Source organism: Acinetobacter sp. YH12233, from assembly GCF_013417725.1.
Classification (GTDB): Bacteria; Pseudomonadota; Gammaproteobacteria; order Pseudomonadales; family Moraxellaceae; genus Acinetobacter.
On record NZ_VPDK01000051.1, the window covers coordinates 1 to 17,014 of the forward strand.

The 17,014-nt window shown below is 46.3% G+C and carries 12 protein-coding genes and 1 pseudogene; 5 read left to right on the top strand and 8 right to left on the bottom strand.

Going from position 1 to position 17,014, the window contains the following annotated elements:
- A pseudogene (locus tag FTV12_RS15060) lies at nucleotides 1-134 on the top strand (IS5/IS1182 family transposase); the annotation flags it as partial.
- Nucleotides 135-238: 104 nt separating this feature from the next.
- On the opposite strand, the gene dnaJ reads toward FTV12_RS15060, so the two are convergent.
- The 4 genes from dnaJ to FTV12_RS15080 form a co-directional block, all read right to left on the bottom strand.
- The gene (gene dnaJ / locus FTV12_RS15065) at nucleotides 239-1,354 is read right to left on the bottom strand and encodes a molecular chaperone DnaJ (protein ID WP_034703346.1); all 1,116 of its coding nucleotides are present in this window, start codon (nucleotides 1,352-1,354) and stop codon (nucleotides 239-241) included.
- 102 nt (nucleotides 1,355-1,456) lie between these two features.
- Nucleotides 1,457-1,834, bottom strand: coding sequence for a membrane protein (locus FTV12_RS15070; protein WP_034703345.1), 378 nt, complete (start codon nucleotides 1,832-1,834; stop codon nucleotides 1,457-1,459).
- 130 nt (nucleotides 1,835-1,964) lie between these two features.
- Entirely contained in the window at nucleotides 1,965-5,102 is a 3,138-nt protein-coding gene (locus tag FTV12_RS15075; protein WP_180034267.1) for an efflux RND transporter permease subunit, read from the bottom strand.
- Nucleotides 5,103-5,104: 2 nt separating this feature from the next.
- The gene (locus tag FTV12_RS15080) at nucleotides 5,105-6,208 is read right to left on the bottom strand and encodes an efflux RND transporter periplasmic adaptor subunit (protein WP_180031989.1); all 1,104 of its coding nucleotides are present in this window, start codon (nucleotides 6,206-6,208) and stop codon (nucleotides 5,105-5,107) included.
- A gap of 148 nt (nucleotides 6,209-6,356) precedes the next feature.
- Here FTV12_RS15080 and FTV12_RS15085 point away from each other — a divergent pair, with 148 nt between their 5' ends.
- From FTV12_RS15085 to FTV12_RS15100, 4 genes are all read left to right on the top strand, one after another.
- Nucleotides 6,357-6,980, top strand: a complete 624-nt coding sequence (locus FTV12_RS15085; protein ID WP_179992903.1) for a TetR/AcrR family transcriptional regulator — start codon at nucleotides 6,357-6,359, stop codon at nucleotides 6,978-6,980.
- A gap of 150 nt (nucleotides 6,981-7,130) precedes the next feature.
- Nucleotides 7,131-9,815 (top strand): phosphoenolpyruvate carboxylase, encoded by a 2,685-nt coding sequence (gene ppc / locus FTV12_RS15090; RefSeq protein ID WP_180034268.1) that lies wholly within the window; start codon nucleotides 7,131-7,133, stop codon nucleotides 9,813-9,815.
- Nucleotides 9,816-10,112: 297 nt separating this feature from the next.
- Nucleotides 10,113-11,408: a solute carrier family 23 protein gene (locus FTV12_RS15095; RefSeq protein ID WP_180034269.1), complete on the top strand. Its 1,296-nt coding sequence runs from the start codon at nucleotides 10,113-10,115 to the stop codon at nucleotides 11,406-11,408.
- Nucleotides 11,409-11,505: 97 nt separating this feature from the next.
- Complete coding sequence (locus tag FTV12_RS15100) at nucleotides 11,506-12,411, top strand: LysR family transcriptional regulator (RefSeq protein WP_180034273.1); 906 nt, start codon at nucleotides 11,506-11,508, stop codon at nucleotides 12,409-12,411.
- On the opposite strand, the gene FTV12_RS15105 is transcribed toward FTV12_RS15100, so the two are convergent.
- The 4 genes from FTV12_RS15105 to ilvD form a co-directional block, all read right to left on the bottom strand.
- The gene (locus tag FTV12_RS15105) at nucleotides 12,408-13,145 is read right to left on the bottom strand and encodes a sulfite exporter TauE/SafE family protein (RefSeq protein WP_180034270.1); all 738 of its coding nucleotides are present in this window, start codon (nucleotides 13,143-13,145) and stop codon (nucleotides 12,408-12,410) included. The genes FTV12_RS15100 and FTV12_RS15105 overlap by 4 nt on opposite strands.
- 156 nt (nucleotides 13,146-13,301) lie before the next feature.
- Nucleotides 13,302-13,589, bottom strand: a complete 288-nt coding sequence (locus FTV12_RS15110) for a chorismate mutase (RefSeq protein WP_004780403.1) — start codon at nucleotides 13,587-13,589, stop codon at nucleotides 13,302-13,304.
- Between the two features lie 21 nt (nucleotides 13,590-13,610).
- Complete coding sequence (locus tag FTV12_RS15115) at nucleotides 13,611-14,891, bottom strand: hypothetical protein (protein WP_180034271.1); 1,281 nt, start codon at nucleotides 14,889-14,891, stop codon at nucleotides 13,611-13,613.
- A 152-nt stretch (nucleotides 14,892-15,043) separates the two neighbouring features.
- Nucleotides 15,044-16,729: a dihydroxy-acid dehydratase gene (gene ilvD, locus FTV12_RS15120; RefSeq protein ID WP_180034272.1), complete on the bottom strand. Its 1,686-nt coding sequence runs from the start codon at nucleotides 16,727-16,729 to the stop codon at nucleotides 15,044-15,046.
- Nucleotides 16,730-17,014: the final 285 nt, after the last annotated feature.

Sequence of the window (17,014 nt, forward strand, 5' to 3'; positions counted from 1 at the left end):
TCAGGCATTTAGTTGAAAATATGTTTTGTAGATTAAAGCAATTTAGAGGAATAGCTACTCGATATGACAAGCTCAAAAGAAATTATCAAAGTTCTGTTGCCTTAGCCTGTATATTTTTATGGCTACCTTTATAGGGTTAATTATGAACAGTAAGTGTCAACAGACCCTAACTTATACATCTTTTCCGAATTTAAGCTATAAAAAAGGACGCCTGAGCGTCCTTTTTTATCTATCCAGATCAGTCAAACAACCGATCAAAGAAAGATTTTTTCTTTGGAGAAGACTGGCTGCCCTCATCTTCCATGGTCGCTTGCAACTCTTTCAACAGTTCACGTTGACGTGCAGTCAGGTTCACTGGTGTTTCTACAACAACACGGCAAAGCAGATCACCTTGCATGGTTGAACGTACTGGTTTCACGCCCTTACCACGTAGGCGGAACAGTTTACCGGTTTGCGTACCTTCAGGAATTTTCAGGCTGACACGACCATCTAATGTCGGAATCTGAACTTCTTTACCCAAAGCTGCATCCGCAATTGAAATTGGCACATCCATATACAGATCTGCACCGTCACGCTGGAAGATTTCGTGTTCACGTACCACGACTTCAACGTATAGATCACCTGATTGGCCATCACGAATCGCTTCACCTTTACCAGTCAAGCGTACGCGGTCGCCATTGTCCACCCCGGCTGGGATAGTAACTTCTAGGGTTTGCTGACGGTCAGATACACCTGATCCATGACATTTATTACATGGGTTCTTAATGATCTTGCCCTGGCCACGACAGGTACTACAGGTTTGCTGTACCGAGAAGAAACCTTGCTGCATACGTACTTGGCCGGCACCATGACAGGTTGGACAGGTTTCAACATCGTTCGGATTTTTAGAACCTTTACCATCACAGGCGTCACATGGTGCTGGTGCAGTAAAAGTAATGGTTTTCTTAACGCCTTTGACTGCTTCTTCAAGCGTCAATTCCATCACATAGCGTAAGTCTGAACCACGGCGTTGACGTTGCTGGCCACGCCCCCCCCCACCAAAGGCTCCACCGAAAATATCCCCAAACTGGCTGAAAATATCTTCCGCACTGAAACCACCGAAGCCGCCAGCACCACCGCCCATACCACCTTCAAAGGCTTGATGGCCCATACGGTCGTACATGCTGCGTTTTTCGCTGTCTGACAGAACTTCATACGCTTCTGAAGCTTCTTTAAACTTCTCTTCAGCTTCAGGATTGTCCGGGTTACGGTCTGGATGATATTTCATCGCCAACTTACGGTAGGCTTTTTTAATTTCATCATCACTAGCGGTTTTAGAGACGCCCAAAACCTCATAATAATCACGTTTAGCCATGTCTGGCGATGCTCCTCACGGAATTCTATTTAATATTGACTGTGGTCTAAAATTGGGGTTAAACCCAGCTTTACAAGGGGAATTCTGAAAAAAATTGAAAGCTTAGAATACGGCTTTGTTTTGAGAAAATTTGAAGATGCCTTTGAACCAGGCATTAATGAGGAAAATAATGGCAATAAAGCTGAATACCACACCTGCGACTGTGCAAGCTTTTACCCAAAGCTGGCTATCCCAAGCAAAGAAAAATAATGGAATAAACCAGAGCGCAGCAAAAATCGCGAGTACTGAATAAATCACAATATTGCGCATAATCCAGAGTGCCTGCGCCTGCAGCCATACTTCAGCATAATCAATCTGGGTAATTTTACGTGCATACCAGTAGGCGAATATGCCGCTCACCACTGTAAACAAAGCAAAAAACATGAAGACATAAGCCATCGCCACGGAGCGTCGCATCTTGGTGAGTGTGTCTTGAGTCATGTTTAGTCAACCTTAGTGTGCGGCCCAGCACAAGCGAGTTCCGCAGCAGTATGTCTTTTTTGAATTATTAAAAAATCAGGTACTACTATATTGAAATTTTCAATATTTCGCACCTGAAATTATGACAAATTTAAACAGAATTTAAACTTTTTTTCACTTTAAACCATTGTGCATATAAGGCTGGCAGGAAAAACAGCGTTAATAGCGTTGCAACGATCAATCCTCCCATAATGGCAACCGCCATTGGCCCGAAAAAAATGCTTCTGGATAAAGGAATCATGGCCAGAACGGCAGCCAGTGCAGTCAGGACAATCGGACGGCAACGGCGCACTGTGGCATTGATAATTGCATTCCATTGCGATTCACCTGCCTGAATATCCTGTTCAATCTGGTCAATGAGAATCAACGAGTTACGCATGATCATGCCTGATAAGGCAATCGTACCCAGCATGGCCACAAAACCAAAAGGTTTATTGAAAATTAACAGGAATAAGACCACGCCAATAATGCCCAATGGCGCCGTCAGGAAGACAATAAAGGCGCGTGAAATACTTCTAAGCTGGATCATCAGCAAAGTCATCACCACCGCTAAAAATAATGGCATCCCCGCATTCACTGAATTCTGACCTCGCGCAGACTCTTCGACTGTTCCGCCTACTTCAATCAGATAGCCACTTGGCATTTGTGATCTGAGCTGCTCAAGTTGATCTTTCAGCTCGTTGACCACGGTTGCCGGTTGCAGTTGTGTCCGGATATCAGCCCTTACGGTAATGGTCGGCAAGCGATTCCGATGCCAGATCAGGCCTTCTTCAAAGCTATATTCGATCTTGGCAATCTGGGCCAGAGGAACTGAACTCCCATTCGTGGTCGGTACTGCCAGACTACTCAGTGAACCGACATCGATACGTTCAGCCTGATCACCCCGTAAGCGGATCTCAATCAGCTCACGTTTCTCACGGTACTGATCAATCGCAGTTCCAGAAATTGAGCTATTCAGGAAATTGGCCAAATCGCTACTGCTTACTCCCAACTGACGGGCACGATCCTGATCGATATCCAGTTTAATCACTTTACTTGGCTCGCCCCAGTCCAGATGCACATTAGTAGTATTCGGATTATCTCCGACCGTTGCTGCAACTTTCTGTGCCCATTGACGGACTAATCCCAGGTCTTCACCCGATACTCGGAACTGTAATGGATAGCCGACGGGTGGGCCATTTTCCAGCAGAGATACGCGGGTACGGGCTTCTGGTAACAGCACCCGAATCTGGTCGCTTAAGGATTTACGGATTTCATTGCGGTCTTCAAGTGATGAAGCCAATACCACAAACTGGGCAAAGCTGGCTTGCGGCAATTGCTGGTCTAATGGCAAATAGAAACGCGGTGAACCGGTACCCACATAGACCACATAGTTATCAATCCCCTCCTGTTTGGACAGGAAGTTTTCAACTTTTTTCACTGCCGCTTCAGTCGCTTTTAATGAAGCGCCCTCCTCTAGTTTCAGATCTACTAGAATTTCGGCACGGTTCGATGGCGGGAAGAATTGTTTTGGCACCAGATTAAACATCAAAATGGATAGCACAAAAATCCCGACAGTCGCCGCGATGACCGTTTTACGGTAGGTAACACAGATATTCACCCAACGGCGAAAGCCCTGATAGAACTTGGTTTGATAAGGATCATGATGTTCACCGGCATGATGCACCAGCGGCTCCGGTTCAGAGCGTTTGCGTAAGCGCGCCCAGAGACGTTGATACCATGGCGCTCTCTGCACCAGATCCTTATTGAAATCTGGCAGAAGTTTGTCACCTAAATAAGGTACAAACAGGACTGCGGCAATCCAGGATACTAACAGTGCCAGCGTCACCACTTGGAAAATCGAGCGGGTATATTCCCCAGTACTGGATGCTGCTGTCGCAATCGGCAGGAAACCGGCAGCAGTAATCAGGGTTCCAGTCAGCATTGGAAAAGCAGTCGTCCGCCAGGCATGACCGGCTGCCTGTAAGCGGCTAAAGCCCTGCTCCATTTTGATTGCCATCATTTCAATAGCAATGATCGCGTCATCCACCAACAGGCCAAGTGCCAGAATCAGGGCACCCAGAGAAATCTTATGCAGACCGACATCAAACAGTTGCATCCCGGCAAAGGTCATCGCCAATACCAGCGGAATCGAGAACGCCACCACCAGACCAGTACGGAAACCGAGTGAGAAAAAACTGACCAAGAGAACAATAATCACTGCCTCAGCCAGAACTTTCATAAATTCATTAATACTGCGTTTCACTGCTACCGGCTGATCTGAGACTTTTTGCAGATCCATCCCCAGAGGCAAAGTTTTCTGCAACCGGCCAAATTCCTGTTCCAGATTTTTACCCAAGGCAATAATGTCACCGCCTTTACGCATCGATACAGCAATACCGATGCCATTTTCGCCCATAAAGCGCATCCGTGGCTGGGCCGGATCGGTAAAGCCACGATAAACCTCCGCCACATCGCCAAGCTGGATGGTCTTGCCATTCACCAGTAAAGGTAGCTGCTGCAGTTCTTCGACATTATTCAGCGCACCACTGACCCGCACCTGAATCCGGTCAGAACCGGTTTCAAAAAAGCCCGCCTGAGTCATGGCATTTTGCTGCTGCAGTGCCTGCTGAATGGCAGTGACCGGAATACCGAGCTGGGTAGCTTTGGTGTTGGAGATTTCGATCCAGATTTTCTGGTCCTGCAGACCGATCAGTTCAACTTTGGCGACATCCTTGACCCGTTGCAACTGTAACTGTAAACGGTCGGCATATTCTTTAAGCGTCGCATAATCGAAGTCATTGCCCTTGATGACATAGATGTTGCCAAAGGTATCACCAAACTCATCATTAAAGAATGGACCTTGTACGCCTTGCGGTAATTCATGGCGAATATCATTAATCTTCTTACGGACGTTATACCAGACATCTGCGACATCTTTGGAAGCCAAAGAATCCTTGGCAATAAAGGTCACCATGGATTCCCCCGGACGGGAATAGGCCATGATCCGGTCATACTGTCCGGTAGTCATCAACTCTTTTTCAATCCGGTCGGTAACCTGTAAGGATACTTCTTTAGCACTTGCACCCGGCCAGTAGGTCTGGATTACCATCACCTTAAAGGTAAACGGCGGATCCTCACTTTGTGACAGTTTGGAATAGGATACGATGCCCACCAAACCGAGCAGGATCATGAAATACAGTACCAGACCTTTATTCTTTAAGGCCCATTCAGACAGGTTAAAGTTCATGTTTAACTCCCTGCCTGAATTTTCACACTACGGTTTTCACGGTCAATCGGATTTATTTTTTGCTGGTCACGCAGCAGATGCACCCCACCAATCACCACATAATCATCAGCCTTTAACCCACTGAGAACTGGTACAGAATCACGGCCATAAGCACCCAGCTGAACCGGCACTTTGCGGATGGTATGATCCGGCTTGACTACCATCACATAGGCCTGCTGATCGGTCGCTGAAACGCTGGATAAAGGAACGCTAAGGATATTGTCCTGACTGTTCTGGAAGAACACCCGGGCACTCTGACCGAGCTGGATCTGGCTATTACCTTCGCGTAAAGCCACTTTCACCCGGAAGGTACGCGATTGATCTGCTGCAGGTGAAATCTCACGAACAAAGGCGGCGAATTTTTCATTCGGTTTGGACCATAACGTGACCCAGGCCGGCTGACCGGTTTTAATTTCGGAAATCGCCTGTTCAGGAACCCCAATCACGACTTCACGCTCACCGGCTATCGCCAGTTCAAAGGCCGCCTGCCCTGCTGCAACGACCTGACCAATTTCGATATTACGTGCAGTAATTACCCCACTTTTATTGGCAATGAGCTGGTTATAAGCAGTCTGATTTTTAGCCGTATCATAATTAGACTGGGCCTGTTTCAGATTTGACGCGGCTGCCTTATATTGGTTTTCAATCGCATCATATTGCGAACGGCTCACGGCATTGGTGGGTAACAGCTGCTTGAAACGCTGTAATTCATCCTGAGCAATTTTACTGGCCGATTGAGCACTTTCCAGCTGGGCACGTGCTGCATTTAATTGAAGTTGAGCATCTTTCACATCTAGGGTCGCCAAGACCTGCCCCACTTTTACCTGATCGCCCACATCGACAAAGCGCTGGGTGACCTGCCCGCCTACCCGGAATGCCAGTGCTGTTTGCTGACGTGCCTGGACATCACCGGCATAGCTTTTCAATTCCTGATGTGAAGTTTTCGGTGTGGTCACCATGACAAATGGAACTTCCTGTTCTGCTGCAGCGCTGTCCTTGCTACATCCTGAGAAAGCCATACTGCATAGGACGATCATGCCAGCCAGTGCGCTCTGTATCGTGCTCATTATTGTTCGCTCTTATCTAATCATCATTTTTAGGGCAAAATAGGTAGATATATAAATTGCTTATTTTTTAATTAATATACCACCCGGTACACTAATTAGGATTCTGCAGTTAAAACAATGACCATATTGAATTTTTTTGGATGAAATTGTGCAAATACCGGTTGGACGGCCCAAGGATCTGGAGAAACGCCAGCGTATTCTGAACGCAGCGAAACAGCTGTTTTTACAGCATGGTTATCATGGTTCCAGCATGAACCAGATTGCGCTGGAAGCCGGTGTGACCAAACTCACTGTCTATAATCATTTTCAGGATAAGGCCACGCTGTTTAGCTGTGCGGTTGAAGAAACCTGTGAGGCAATTCTGCAAGAATCTCCTAAAGTTCTGCAGCCTGATAGTGATTTTCAGCAGGAGCTGTATCAGATCTGTCTGCGCTCATTCAATATTGCCAATCTGCCGGAAGCTCTCAAACTGGACCTGCTCATCATGCAACTCGCCTATGAAAAAAATCCGTTGGCGGAACGTTTTTATACAGCCTCACATATCAAGCTGAATCAGGCCTGGCATGATTTCTTTGAGCAGGCGCAGCAACATCAATTTATCCAGACTGATGATCCGCAGCATCAGACCGAACTGATGGTGTCCTTACTGTTAGGTATGCGACATCACAAAGTCTTATTGGGCTTAAGTCCGCTACCCGACATGCAGCAACGCCATCAGATCATTCAGCAGGCCATCGAGATCTTTATGCTGAAATATGCAATTTCCCGTTAAATTTCTTCTATCTGGCCTGATCCTTGCAACAGCGTAAGGACTAAAATTCATCCAATTATCAACAAATGATATTCAACTTTTGTCTGCAAAAGACTTGGATTGTCATGCAGTCGGGGTATAGTCAAAGGAAGAATCGGAGGGATATAAAAAATGGTTCAACAGATTGATGCACCTCTACGCGAAGACGTACGTTTACTGGGTAATTTGCTGGGAGAAACCCTGAAGTTACATGCGGGGCAAGATTTGTTTAATCAGGTCGAGCAAATTCGGGCCTTATCGAAAGGCGCTCGCGATGGACAGGTGGAAGCAGAAAAACAGCTGGAACAATTATTCCTGACTTTAGAAGATCATGAAATCCTGCCATTGACCCGTGCCTTCACCCATTTCTTAAACTTTGCCAATATTGCCGAACAGTACCATGTGGTACGTCGTCGCCGTCAAAGCGAATTTGAGGAAAGCACAGAATCTCCAAATCCTCTGGTGCCTTTATTTGAAAAATTCAAACAGCAGGAAATTTCTGCAGAAACCTTATATCAGCAAATTTGTGAATTAAAAATTGAACTGGTGCTGACCGCACATCCAACAGAAGTCAGTCGACGCACCCTGATCCAGAAATATGATGGCATCAATAATGCCCTGTCCAAATTTGACCAGCAGAAATTGACCCCGCGTGAACGTCAGGCGGTCTTGGCTGACTTAAAACAGCTCATCAGTTCTGCCTGGCAAACGGACGAAATCCGTCAACATCGCCCAACCCCGGTGGATGAAGCCAAATGGGGCTTTACGACAATCGAACAGACCCTCTGGAATGCTGTACCCAAATTCATTCGTGAACTGAACGGCATGGTTGAGGAACAATGTGGCCAGACTTTGCCGCTAGATGTTGCTCCGGTACGTTTCGCTTCCTGGATGGGTGGCGACAGGGATGGCAACCCGAATGTGACGCATAATGTGACCCAGGAAGTATTGTGGTTGTCGCGCTGGAAAGCAGCCGACCTGTATTTGCGTGATATTGAAAACCTGCGCTGGGAACTTTCTATTCAGCAATGCAGTGATGAAATTACACAGGCGTTAGGCCACCAACATCCTGAACCGTACCGTGAATATTTACGCGATATACGTGAACGTCTAAAAATTACCCGTGCTTGGCTGGCTGAAAAACTGCATGGCAAAGATGCGGATGATAGTCGGGTGATTAAAAGTAAAGATGAGTTATTAAAACCGTTACTGACCTGTTATCGCTCATTGATGGCGTGCAATCTGGCAGAACTTGCCAATAGCAGTCTGCTGGACCTGATTTACCGGGTCAACTGTTTCGGCATTGAACTCCTCAAACTGGATATTCGTCAGGAATCTGGTCGTCATCGTCAGGCCATTTCAGCCATTACTGAATATCTGGGTCTGGGTAATTTCGAAACTTGGACTGAACAGGCCCGTCAAAACTTCCTGTTGCAGGAACTGCAAAGTAAACGGCCTCTACTACCTAAACACCTGAATGAACCAGCGGGTAGCCTGATTGAACATCCGGATGTGCAGGAAGTGTTTACCACCATGCGCACATTGGCCGAACAGCCAAGTGAGTCTCTGGGTGCCTATATTATTTCCATGGCCGAATACCCAAGTGATGTGCTGGCTGTCTTGCTGCTGCAAAAAGAAGCTGGGATTAAACAGCCTTTACGGGTAGTACCTTTATTTGAAACCTTAAAAGATCTCGACGGCGCTGCTGACACCATGTCGACACTCTTTAATATGCACTGGTACAAACAGCATATTCAGGGTAAGCATGAAGTCATGATTGGTTATTCGGATTCGGCCAAAGATGCCGGCTTTATGTCAGCCAACTGGGCACAGTACCGTGCGCAGGAAGAACTGACCGCAGTTGCTAAACAGCATGGTATCCAGCTGACCCTGTTCCATGGTCGTGGCGGTTCGATCAGCCGCGGCGGTGCACCCACCCAGCAAGCCTTGTTCTCGCAACCACCAGGCTCTATTTCAGGCGCTATTCGGGTGACTGAACAGGGTGAAATGATCCGCTTTAAATTCGGTCTGGAAGAAATCGCACTACAAAATCTGGAAATTTATACAGCGGCGACGCTGGAAGCGACTTTATTACCGCCACCTGAACCAAAACCGGAATGGCGTGATCTGATGCATAAAATGACTGATCTGTCAGTACAAGTCTATCGTCAGACGGTACGTGAAAATCCGCATTTCGTAAAATACCTGCGTACCGTGACCCCAGAACTGGAACTGCAAATGCTGCCGCTTGGTTCACGTCCTGCCAAACGTAAGGTCAGCGGTGGAATTGAATCCTTGCGTGCTATTCCCTGGGTCTTCGCCTGGACCCAAATCCGTCTGATGTTACCAGCCTGGCTGGGTACCGGTGCCGCATTAAATGAGGTACTGGATCAAGGGCAACGTACAATTCTGGATGAGATGCTAACCGAATGGCCTTATTTCCAGACCTTAATTGATATGCTGGAAATGGTACTCTCCAAAGCAGACAGCAATGTCGCGCTCTATTACGAATCACATCTGACTCAGGATGAAGACCTGAAAGAGCTCGGCACGGAACTGCGTCAACGCTTGCAAGATGCCATCCAGACCCTACTCACTTTAAAAGATGAATCAAAACTGCTGAGCAGTAATGGTGTCTTGGACCAGTCCATGACCGTGCGTAAACCTTATCTGTTACCGCTCCATTTACTGCAAGCCGAACTGATGAAACGTCGTCGATTATATCTGGAACAGCAGCAGGCTGAACACACGCCAGTCGATCATGCCCTAATGGTGAGTATTGCCGGTATTGCCGCCGGTTTACGAAATACCGGTTGATTTTTTCCCTTCCATTTAAAGCACATCTACACGATGTGCTTTTTTATTGATCAGTCAATAGCCAAAAAAAGCTTTATTTATATATCAAATTGAAATTACTTATAGAAGTTGAATATGAATTGTCCGGGAATTAATCCACTGATTTAACTTTAGTTTTGATTTAAAAAACTTTTACCGCACGGTAAAATATCAAATAAAGTCATAGAATTAATTTGAACAAAAATTTTGTTTCAGTGATTAAATCTTCTAAAAAACAAGAGTATGATGTGCACAATTTATCTTTTGAGTGCTCATTTTATGTCCAATTGGTTTCCCAAGTGGCGCCCTTATGAGGGTAGTATCGATGCACGACCAGTAGGTACCGCAGAGTATTTACCGCCTGCCCAGACCCTGATCTTGGGGGTACAACATGCCTTTGCCATGTTCGGAGCGACGGTACTGGCGCCATTTCTAATGGGTTTTGATCCCAATCTGGCCATTTTAATGTCGGGGATCTGCACCATCCTGTTCTTCCTGATCACGGGTGGTCGTGTACCAAGTTATCTGGGTTCAAGCTTTGCGTTCATTGGGGTGGTGATTGCGGCAACCGGTTATGCAGGTGCTGGCGGACTGAATCCAAATATTGGTGTCGCTGCTGGCGGGATTATTGCCTGTGGTGTGCTTTATGCCTTGATGGGTGTTCTGGTGATGGTAACGGGAACCCGCTGGATTGAAAAATTGATGCCGCCTGTCGTGACCGGTGCGGTGGTGATGATTATTGGTCTGAACCTGGCCCCTGTGACCGTGAAAAACGTCATGGGCAATACCTTTAATATGTGGATGTCACTGGTGACCGTGCTGTGTATGGGTTCCATTGCGGTGTTTACCACAGGTCTGGTACAGCGTTTATTGCTCTTGATCGGTTTATTGCTGGCTTACTTCATTTACTACATTTTAAGTAATGTAATGGGCTATGGGACTGCAATTGATTTTGCGCCCATTCAGCAAGCTGGCTGGTTTGGTGTTCCGAGCTTCCATGCACCTGTATTTGATACCAATGCCATGCTGATCATTGCGCCAATTGCCTTGATTCTGATTGCAGAAAACCTGGGACATATTAAAGCCGTGGGTGCCATGACCGGTGAGAATCTAGATCCGTATATCGGTAAAGCCTTTGTGGCGGACGGTATTGCAACTACCTTGGCAGGTGGTGTGGGCGCACCGGGTATGACTACCTATGGTGAAAATATTGGTGTGATGGCAGTTACCCGTGTCTATTCAACGATTATCTTTGCTGTTGCCGGTGTATTTGCAGTATTCCTCGGTTTATCGCCGAAATTTGGTGCGATTATTCATACCATTCCAACAGCGATTTTAACCGGCGCCTCAATTGTGGTCTTTGGTCTGATTACTATTGCCGGTGCGAAAATCTGGATCGAAAATAAAGTCGATTTTTCACAGAACAAAAACCTGATGGTGGCAGCAGTAACGATTATTCTGGGTACAGGTGACTTTGCCCTGACCTTCGGTAACTTTAACCTAGGCGGAATTGGTACAGCGACCTTTGCTGCCCTGTTCCTGAACTGGTTCTTTAGCCTGGTCGATAAAAAATAATGTGAAGACTTAAATTTTCAAGCAGCCTCCAGGCTGCTTTTTTTATATCGTAAGAATTGTTTAAATAGGCCTGATCTTTTATATGAGCATCCTGCCGATGCGTCTGGATTTTTTTGATTTACGTCTTTTTCTCAATATAGTCGACACAGGTAGTCTGACCAAAGGTGCTGAACGCTCTGCCATTTCCTTACAGGCAGCCAGTGAGCGGATTAAAAAGCTGGAACAGCAATATCAGGTCAGTCTGTTCAGCCGCCATTCTGGCGGGGTGAAAATGACTTTTGCAGGTCAGGTCTTTGCTGAGCATGCCCAAGCCCTGTTGCAACAGGGACAACAGTTGTCTCAAGCCATGGCCGGTTTTAGTGAAGGACTCCATTCCAATATCAGCTTATGGTGTAACTCTTCAGCACAAAGTGAGTACCTTCCCCTATTATTGCCCCAGTATCTGGTGAATAACCCAAATATCCAGATCGACCTCAAAGAAGCAGAGAGCAAGGACATTATTGCAGCTTTAGCGAGTGGTACTGCCAAGCTAGGACTTATTTCCAGCTTTTTTCCTGCGCCACAATTACAGACTCTGGAATTTTCAGATGATCCTCTGGTGCTGATCTGCCCTGAACAACATGATCTGGCAACGAATCAGGCATTAACATTAGCAGACTGTCTGAATTATCCCTTTGTTGGTCTGATGCAATATCACTCTTTGCAGCAGTCGATTGAAACCCAGGCTCGCTTGCTGAACTGTGAGATTCAATACCGTTTACGCTTACCAAATTTTGCCGCCATTGCCCAGGTTGTGGCCAATGGTGTAGGTATCGCGATCATGCCAAAACGTGCTGCACAACGTTTGTCGAAGCTCTATGCATTTCATCAAATCCAACTGACGGGAGATTGGGCCAACCGCAAGTTATTGTTAGCTGCAAAGAACTTTGATGAACTGAGCACCGCCTATCAGCACTTTAGCCAGTTCCTCATTTCTGCGGATGTACAAAAAATCCTGAATTAAATCCAGCCGAATTGATGCAGCATCATATAGCTGCCTAAGGTGATCAGGCCGATAAAAAATACTGTCCGGAATTTCTGTTCAGGGATACGGGAACGGATTTTTTTGCCAAACCACATCCCGATCAAAGCTGGAATCAGTGCAATCGCCGACATGGCATAATCAATCGGCATATCTTCTACCGGGTTTTGGTGCAGGAAAATTGCCAAACACACCGTTGAGGTGGTAAATACCAACCCTAAGGCCTGAACCAGATCATCACGTTTTAAATGCAGGGTTTGCAAATAAGGCACGACTGGAATTACCACTACCCCAGTTGCCACGGTCAAGGCCCCGCCGAGATATCCCATAATCGGAGAAAGCCACTTTTCGTGCTGGCTTAAATCTGGCATCCGTTTCGCCAGTAAACCATATAGGCCATACAGGGCAAGCATCCCGCCCAGTAAGGCTTCACTATGAAATTCAGAATGACCCAAGGTCGGGAAAATACTCCAAACTGAACCCAGGATAATGCCTGCCAACAATAGCCAGAAACGGCGAATCAGTTTCAGTACATGACCTTCAGCAAAGAGTTGCCAAAAATTGGTCAGCATTGAAGGCACGATCAGTAAAGTTGCTGCCTGGAATGGGCTCATAAATATGGTCAGCAAACCCATGGACACCGCAGGCAAACCTAATCCAATGGTGCCTTTAATCAGGCCAGCCAGAGCAAAAATAGCAATAATAAAAGCAGTCATCTGATGACCCTAAATTGATTTAAGCTCATGCTATAGAAATCACGAATAGAGTAAAATCAGGGTTTTAAGAAGGAAGCCTCAAGCAAATGTTGAGGCTTCAGATGGATGTGCCGAAACTCATCAGATTCATCAGCAAAAATCGGATTTGAAAATTATTTAAGGACGGAATTCTTTCAGTTCACGCTGAATGAAATACTGGAACATTTCCCGGTACAGATGTTCAATAAACGCCTGATCCACACCCTGCTGTTGTGCCAAGGCTTTGACATTTTCCACGATCTGCTCCATACGCTCCGGTGATTGCAGATCAGTTTCAGTTTTTTTAAAACGGGTGGTTTGATCAACATAAAATTGACGCGCAGCGATCAGCTCGACTAAAGCTGTATCAATGGCATCGATCTGTTGACGTGCATGTTGTAATGATTCAGCTTTGATTTTTTCCATGTTTATTCAGTCACTTTCAGTTTAGTTATCACTCTTATACTTTTCTTCTAACACATTACTGAAAATACTTTCAATCATCCAGACACGATATAAGCTATTAAATGTATAACTTTGCCCATCAATACGCAGTTCCAGCACCGGTAGATTCGGCTGGGACTTCATTTCACATAAGGTGTCATTATCCTGCAACTTGGCCAGAACGTCTTCCTGGGTCAGTTCAGTAATATTCAGTTCCTGCTGCATACGCTTGAAATGCGCTGCATAAGACAGATCATAACCACGAGTCCAGACCGCTTCCAGAATCTGGTACATGGCTTCAATCCGCTGCTCTTCCGGACAGCTATAAAACAATTGCGCCATCGGCATCACGGCCTGCTCGGTTGGCCGGCAGAATGGGGTAAATTTGACTTCAGTTCGCTTGGATAAGCGCGTCGCCAGACTCCAGTCAAACCAGTCGCGTCCCTGATAAGACAGCGGATAGACATTCAACTGGATATTATAAAAATCAGCCAACTCTTCCTTAATATAGGCTAGCAATAACCAGGAAATCGGATCTTCCAGAGCGATATACAGGTCTAGCTCCGGGTCCATGGACTGGATTTCATTCAGCTCTTCGGCATCACTGATCAGATGCTCACGCCATTCAATATGATTGATCAGGAAAATCGGATTGCCGGTCAGTAATCTCTGCTGTTTCAGGCGACGGGTCAGACGTAACAGATCATCTACCGCCTGATACTGGCGTCCGCCAAACTGGAAATAACTGGCCAGAATCGGACTATGCTCAAAAATTCGTTCCGGAAAATTCTGCGGCGAATGATGACGGCTGGCCATCGCATATAAAGTGCGTAATTTTCCGTTCTGTTTTTGCCAGAGCATATGAAAGACATCTTCCAGCAAATACAGAAAATCCTGTCCGCGTAGTGGCGTATTTCTCAGGATGGTTTCTGCCTGCTTTAAGGCTTCAGCTGTCGGTAATTCTGGGGTCTCATGAAAGCTGAAACGATGCTGTTTAGATAAAATTTTGGCATCATTCAGGCAATAGTGCTGCCATTCATCAAAAGACATCTGATTAGGCGGCTCAGCCCGCTGATCTGAAATGATGACTTTGAGTGGCTTCAGTTCCGGACTGAGAATTTCTTCCAGTTGCGGTAACTGTTGTACCGCCAGATAACTATAAACATCATCCAGTCTTAAATGGATGCTCAAGCCATCTTCAATAGATAACACCGTTTGACGAACTGGTTTCTGGTAAAACCAACTCGATCGGATTGGATCAAACCAACGGCGTAGCAGGGACATGAGAGGTGCCTCGAAAAGATTTTGTCATGCCAGCCCTTGCCAGCAGGATCGTTTTATTCAACATCCTATTATGAGGATGTTTATGACCTGATATAAGTCTTGTGCAAAACTTATATCAAGTCAGCAACAAATGTTCAATGTTTTCTAGGACTTTAGATTTCAAGATTTAGGTCAGTCACGGCCCCGGTCTCCGCCCCAGAGGTCAGTTTGGCGAATTTCGCCAGTGCCCCGTGAGTGTAATTCGGTTTCGGTTTCACCCAGGCCGCCTGACGTGCAGCAAGCTCTTCATCCGAAATATGCCAGGTCATTTCACGGGTTTCCGCATTAATGGAAATTTCATCGCCATTTTGCACCAGACCAATCGGGCCACCCTCATAGGCTTCCGGTGTGACATGACCAATCACAAAACCATGACTTCCGCCTGAGAAACGGCCATCAGTAATCAGTGCGACTGAATCCCCCAGACCTTTACCAATAATAGCAGAAGTCGGTTTTAGCATTTCCGGCATGCCCGGTCCACCTTTAGGACCTACACCGCGAATCACGACTACCTCACCTGGCTGAACTTCGCCATCCAGAATCCCGCGCATCGCACCCTGTTCGCCTTCAAACACGCGGGCCGGTCCTTTGAAATATATACCTTCTTTACCGGTAATTTTGGCCACAGCCCCATTCGGTGACAGGTTGCCTTTCATAATGATCAGATGCGAGTCTTTTTTCACCGGTTGGTCGAATGGCAGGATAATCTGCTGACCTTCAGGATAATCTTCTACATCCGCCAGGTTTTCTGCCAGTGTTTTTCCGGTCACAGTCAGGCAGGAACCATCTAGCATGCCAGCATCCAGCATGCGTTTCATCAATGGCTGGATCCCACCAATGGCAATCAGTTCCGACATTAGATATTTACCGGATGGACGGACATCGGCCACGACAGGAATTTCTTTACCAATTCGTACAAAGTCATCTAGGCTCAGCTCAACACCCGCTGTATGCGCCATGGCTAACAGATGCAGCACTCCATTGGTTGATCCACCCAATGCAATCAATACTTTAATTGAATTTTCAAAAGCCGCTTTGGTCATGATGTCACGTGGCTTGATATCCAGACGCAGTAGATTCATCACTGCTTCACCAGCACGGGCACAGTCAATCTGCTTGTCTTCAGACACCGCTTCCTGTGCGGATGAGCCTGGCAGGCTCATGCCGAGAGCTTCAATCGCAGAGGCCATAGAATTGGCGGTATACATCCCCCCACAAGAACCCGGCCCTGGCAAAGACACTTCTTCAATATGTTTCACCTGAATCGCATTAATTTCGCCTTTGGCATGCTGACCCACCGCTTCAAATACCGAAATCATGTCGGTATGCCCTTCACCCGGCTTGATGGTGCCACCATAAATAAACAGACCTGGACGGTTTAAACGTGCCAAGCCCATGATGCAGCCCGGCATGTTTTTGTCACAACCGCCAATGGCAATCACGCCATCATAGGCCTGACAACCAACTACTGCTTCAATCGAATCGGCAATAATTTCCCGCGACAGCAAGGAGTATTTCATCCCTTCAGTCCCGTTGGAAATCCCATCAGAAATAGTGATGGTATTGAAAATAATGCCCTTACCACCGGCAGCATTCACGCCCTGCTCGACTGTACGTGCCAGGCCATCAATATGCATATTACAGGGAGTGACATTGGCCCAAGTCGATGCGATCCCGATAAACGGACGAGTAAAGTCTTCATCCTGAAAACCGGTGGCACGCATCATGGAACGGGCCGGTGCATTTTCGATGCCTTCATAGACGGGAGCAGAATGTTCTCGGATATTGTCTTTACTCATTTTATTCGTCCTGGATGTAATTCTTGTGAAGCCTAAAAGCTGTCTAGGTTTTATTCGATTGTATAGAAAGCGATCTTTAGATAAAAGTAAGACTCTGTGTATCTGATTCAGTTATTTGAGGTAGTACAATTATCAAAAATAAAAAAAGCACCCCTCTGGAGTAATGCCAGTCAGTTAAGCAAATTTTAGTAAAATGTAGTAAAAATGAGTGTATGTAAATACGCTCATTTTTTTATGTCTTTATCTGAACATTTAGAATCCACTCTTGAACATTCTCTCCCATCA

Bases quoted from the DNA above. Each gene is read 5' to 3' on its own strand.
- dnaJ (WP_034703346.1), bottom strand. From the start codon at position 1,354: ATGGCTAAACGTGATTATTATGAGGTTTTGGGCGTCTCTAAAACCGCT.
- FTV12_RS15070 (WP_034703345.1), bottom strand. From the start codon at position 1,834: ATGACTCAAGACACACTCACCAAGATGCGACGCTCCGTGGCGATGGCT.
- FTV12_RS15075 (WP_180034267.1), bottom strand. From the start codon at position 5,102: ATGAACTTTAACCTGTCTGAATGGGCCTTAAAGAATAAAGGTCTGGTA.
- FTV12_RS15080 (WP_180031989.1), bottom strand. From the start codon at position 6,208: ATGAGCACGATACAGAGCGCACTGGCTGGCATGATCGTCCTATGCAGT.
- ppc (WP_180034268.1), top strand. From the start codon at position 7,131: ATGGTTCAACAGATTGATGCACCTCTACGCGAAGACGTACGTTTACTG.
- FTV12_RS15095 (WP_180034269.1), top strand. From the start codon at position 10,113: ATGTCCAATTGGTTTCCCAAGTGGCGCCCTTATGAGGGTAGTATCGAT.
- FTV12_RS15100 (WP_180034273.1), top strand. From the start codon at position 11,506: ATGCGTCTGGATTTTTTTGATTTACGTCTTTTTCTCAATATAGTCGAC.
- FTV12_RS15105 (WP_180034270.1), bottom strand. From the start codon at position 13,145: ATGACTGCTTTTATTATTGCTATTTTTGCTCTGGCTGGCCTGATTAAA.
- FTV12_RS15110 (WP_004780403.1), bottom strand. From the start codon at position 13,589: ATGGAAAAAATCAAAGCTGAATCATTACAACATGCACGTCAACAGATC.
- FTV12_RS15115 (WP_180034271.1), bottom strand. From the start codon at position 14,891: ATGTCCCTGCTACGCCGTTGGTTTGATCCAATCCGATCGAGTTGGTTT.
- ilvD (WP_180034272.1), bottom strand. From the start codon at position 16,729: ATGAGTAAAGACAATATCCGAGAACATTCTGCTCCCGTCTATGAAGGC.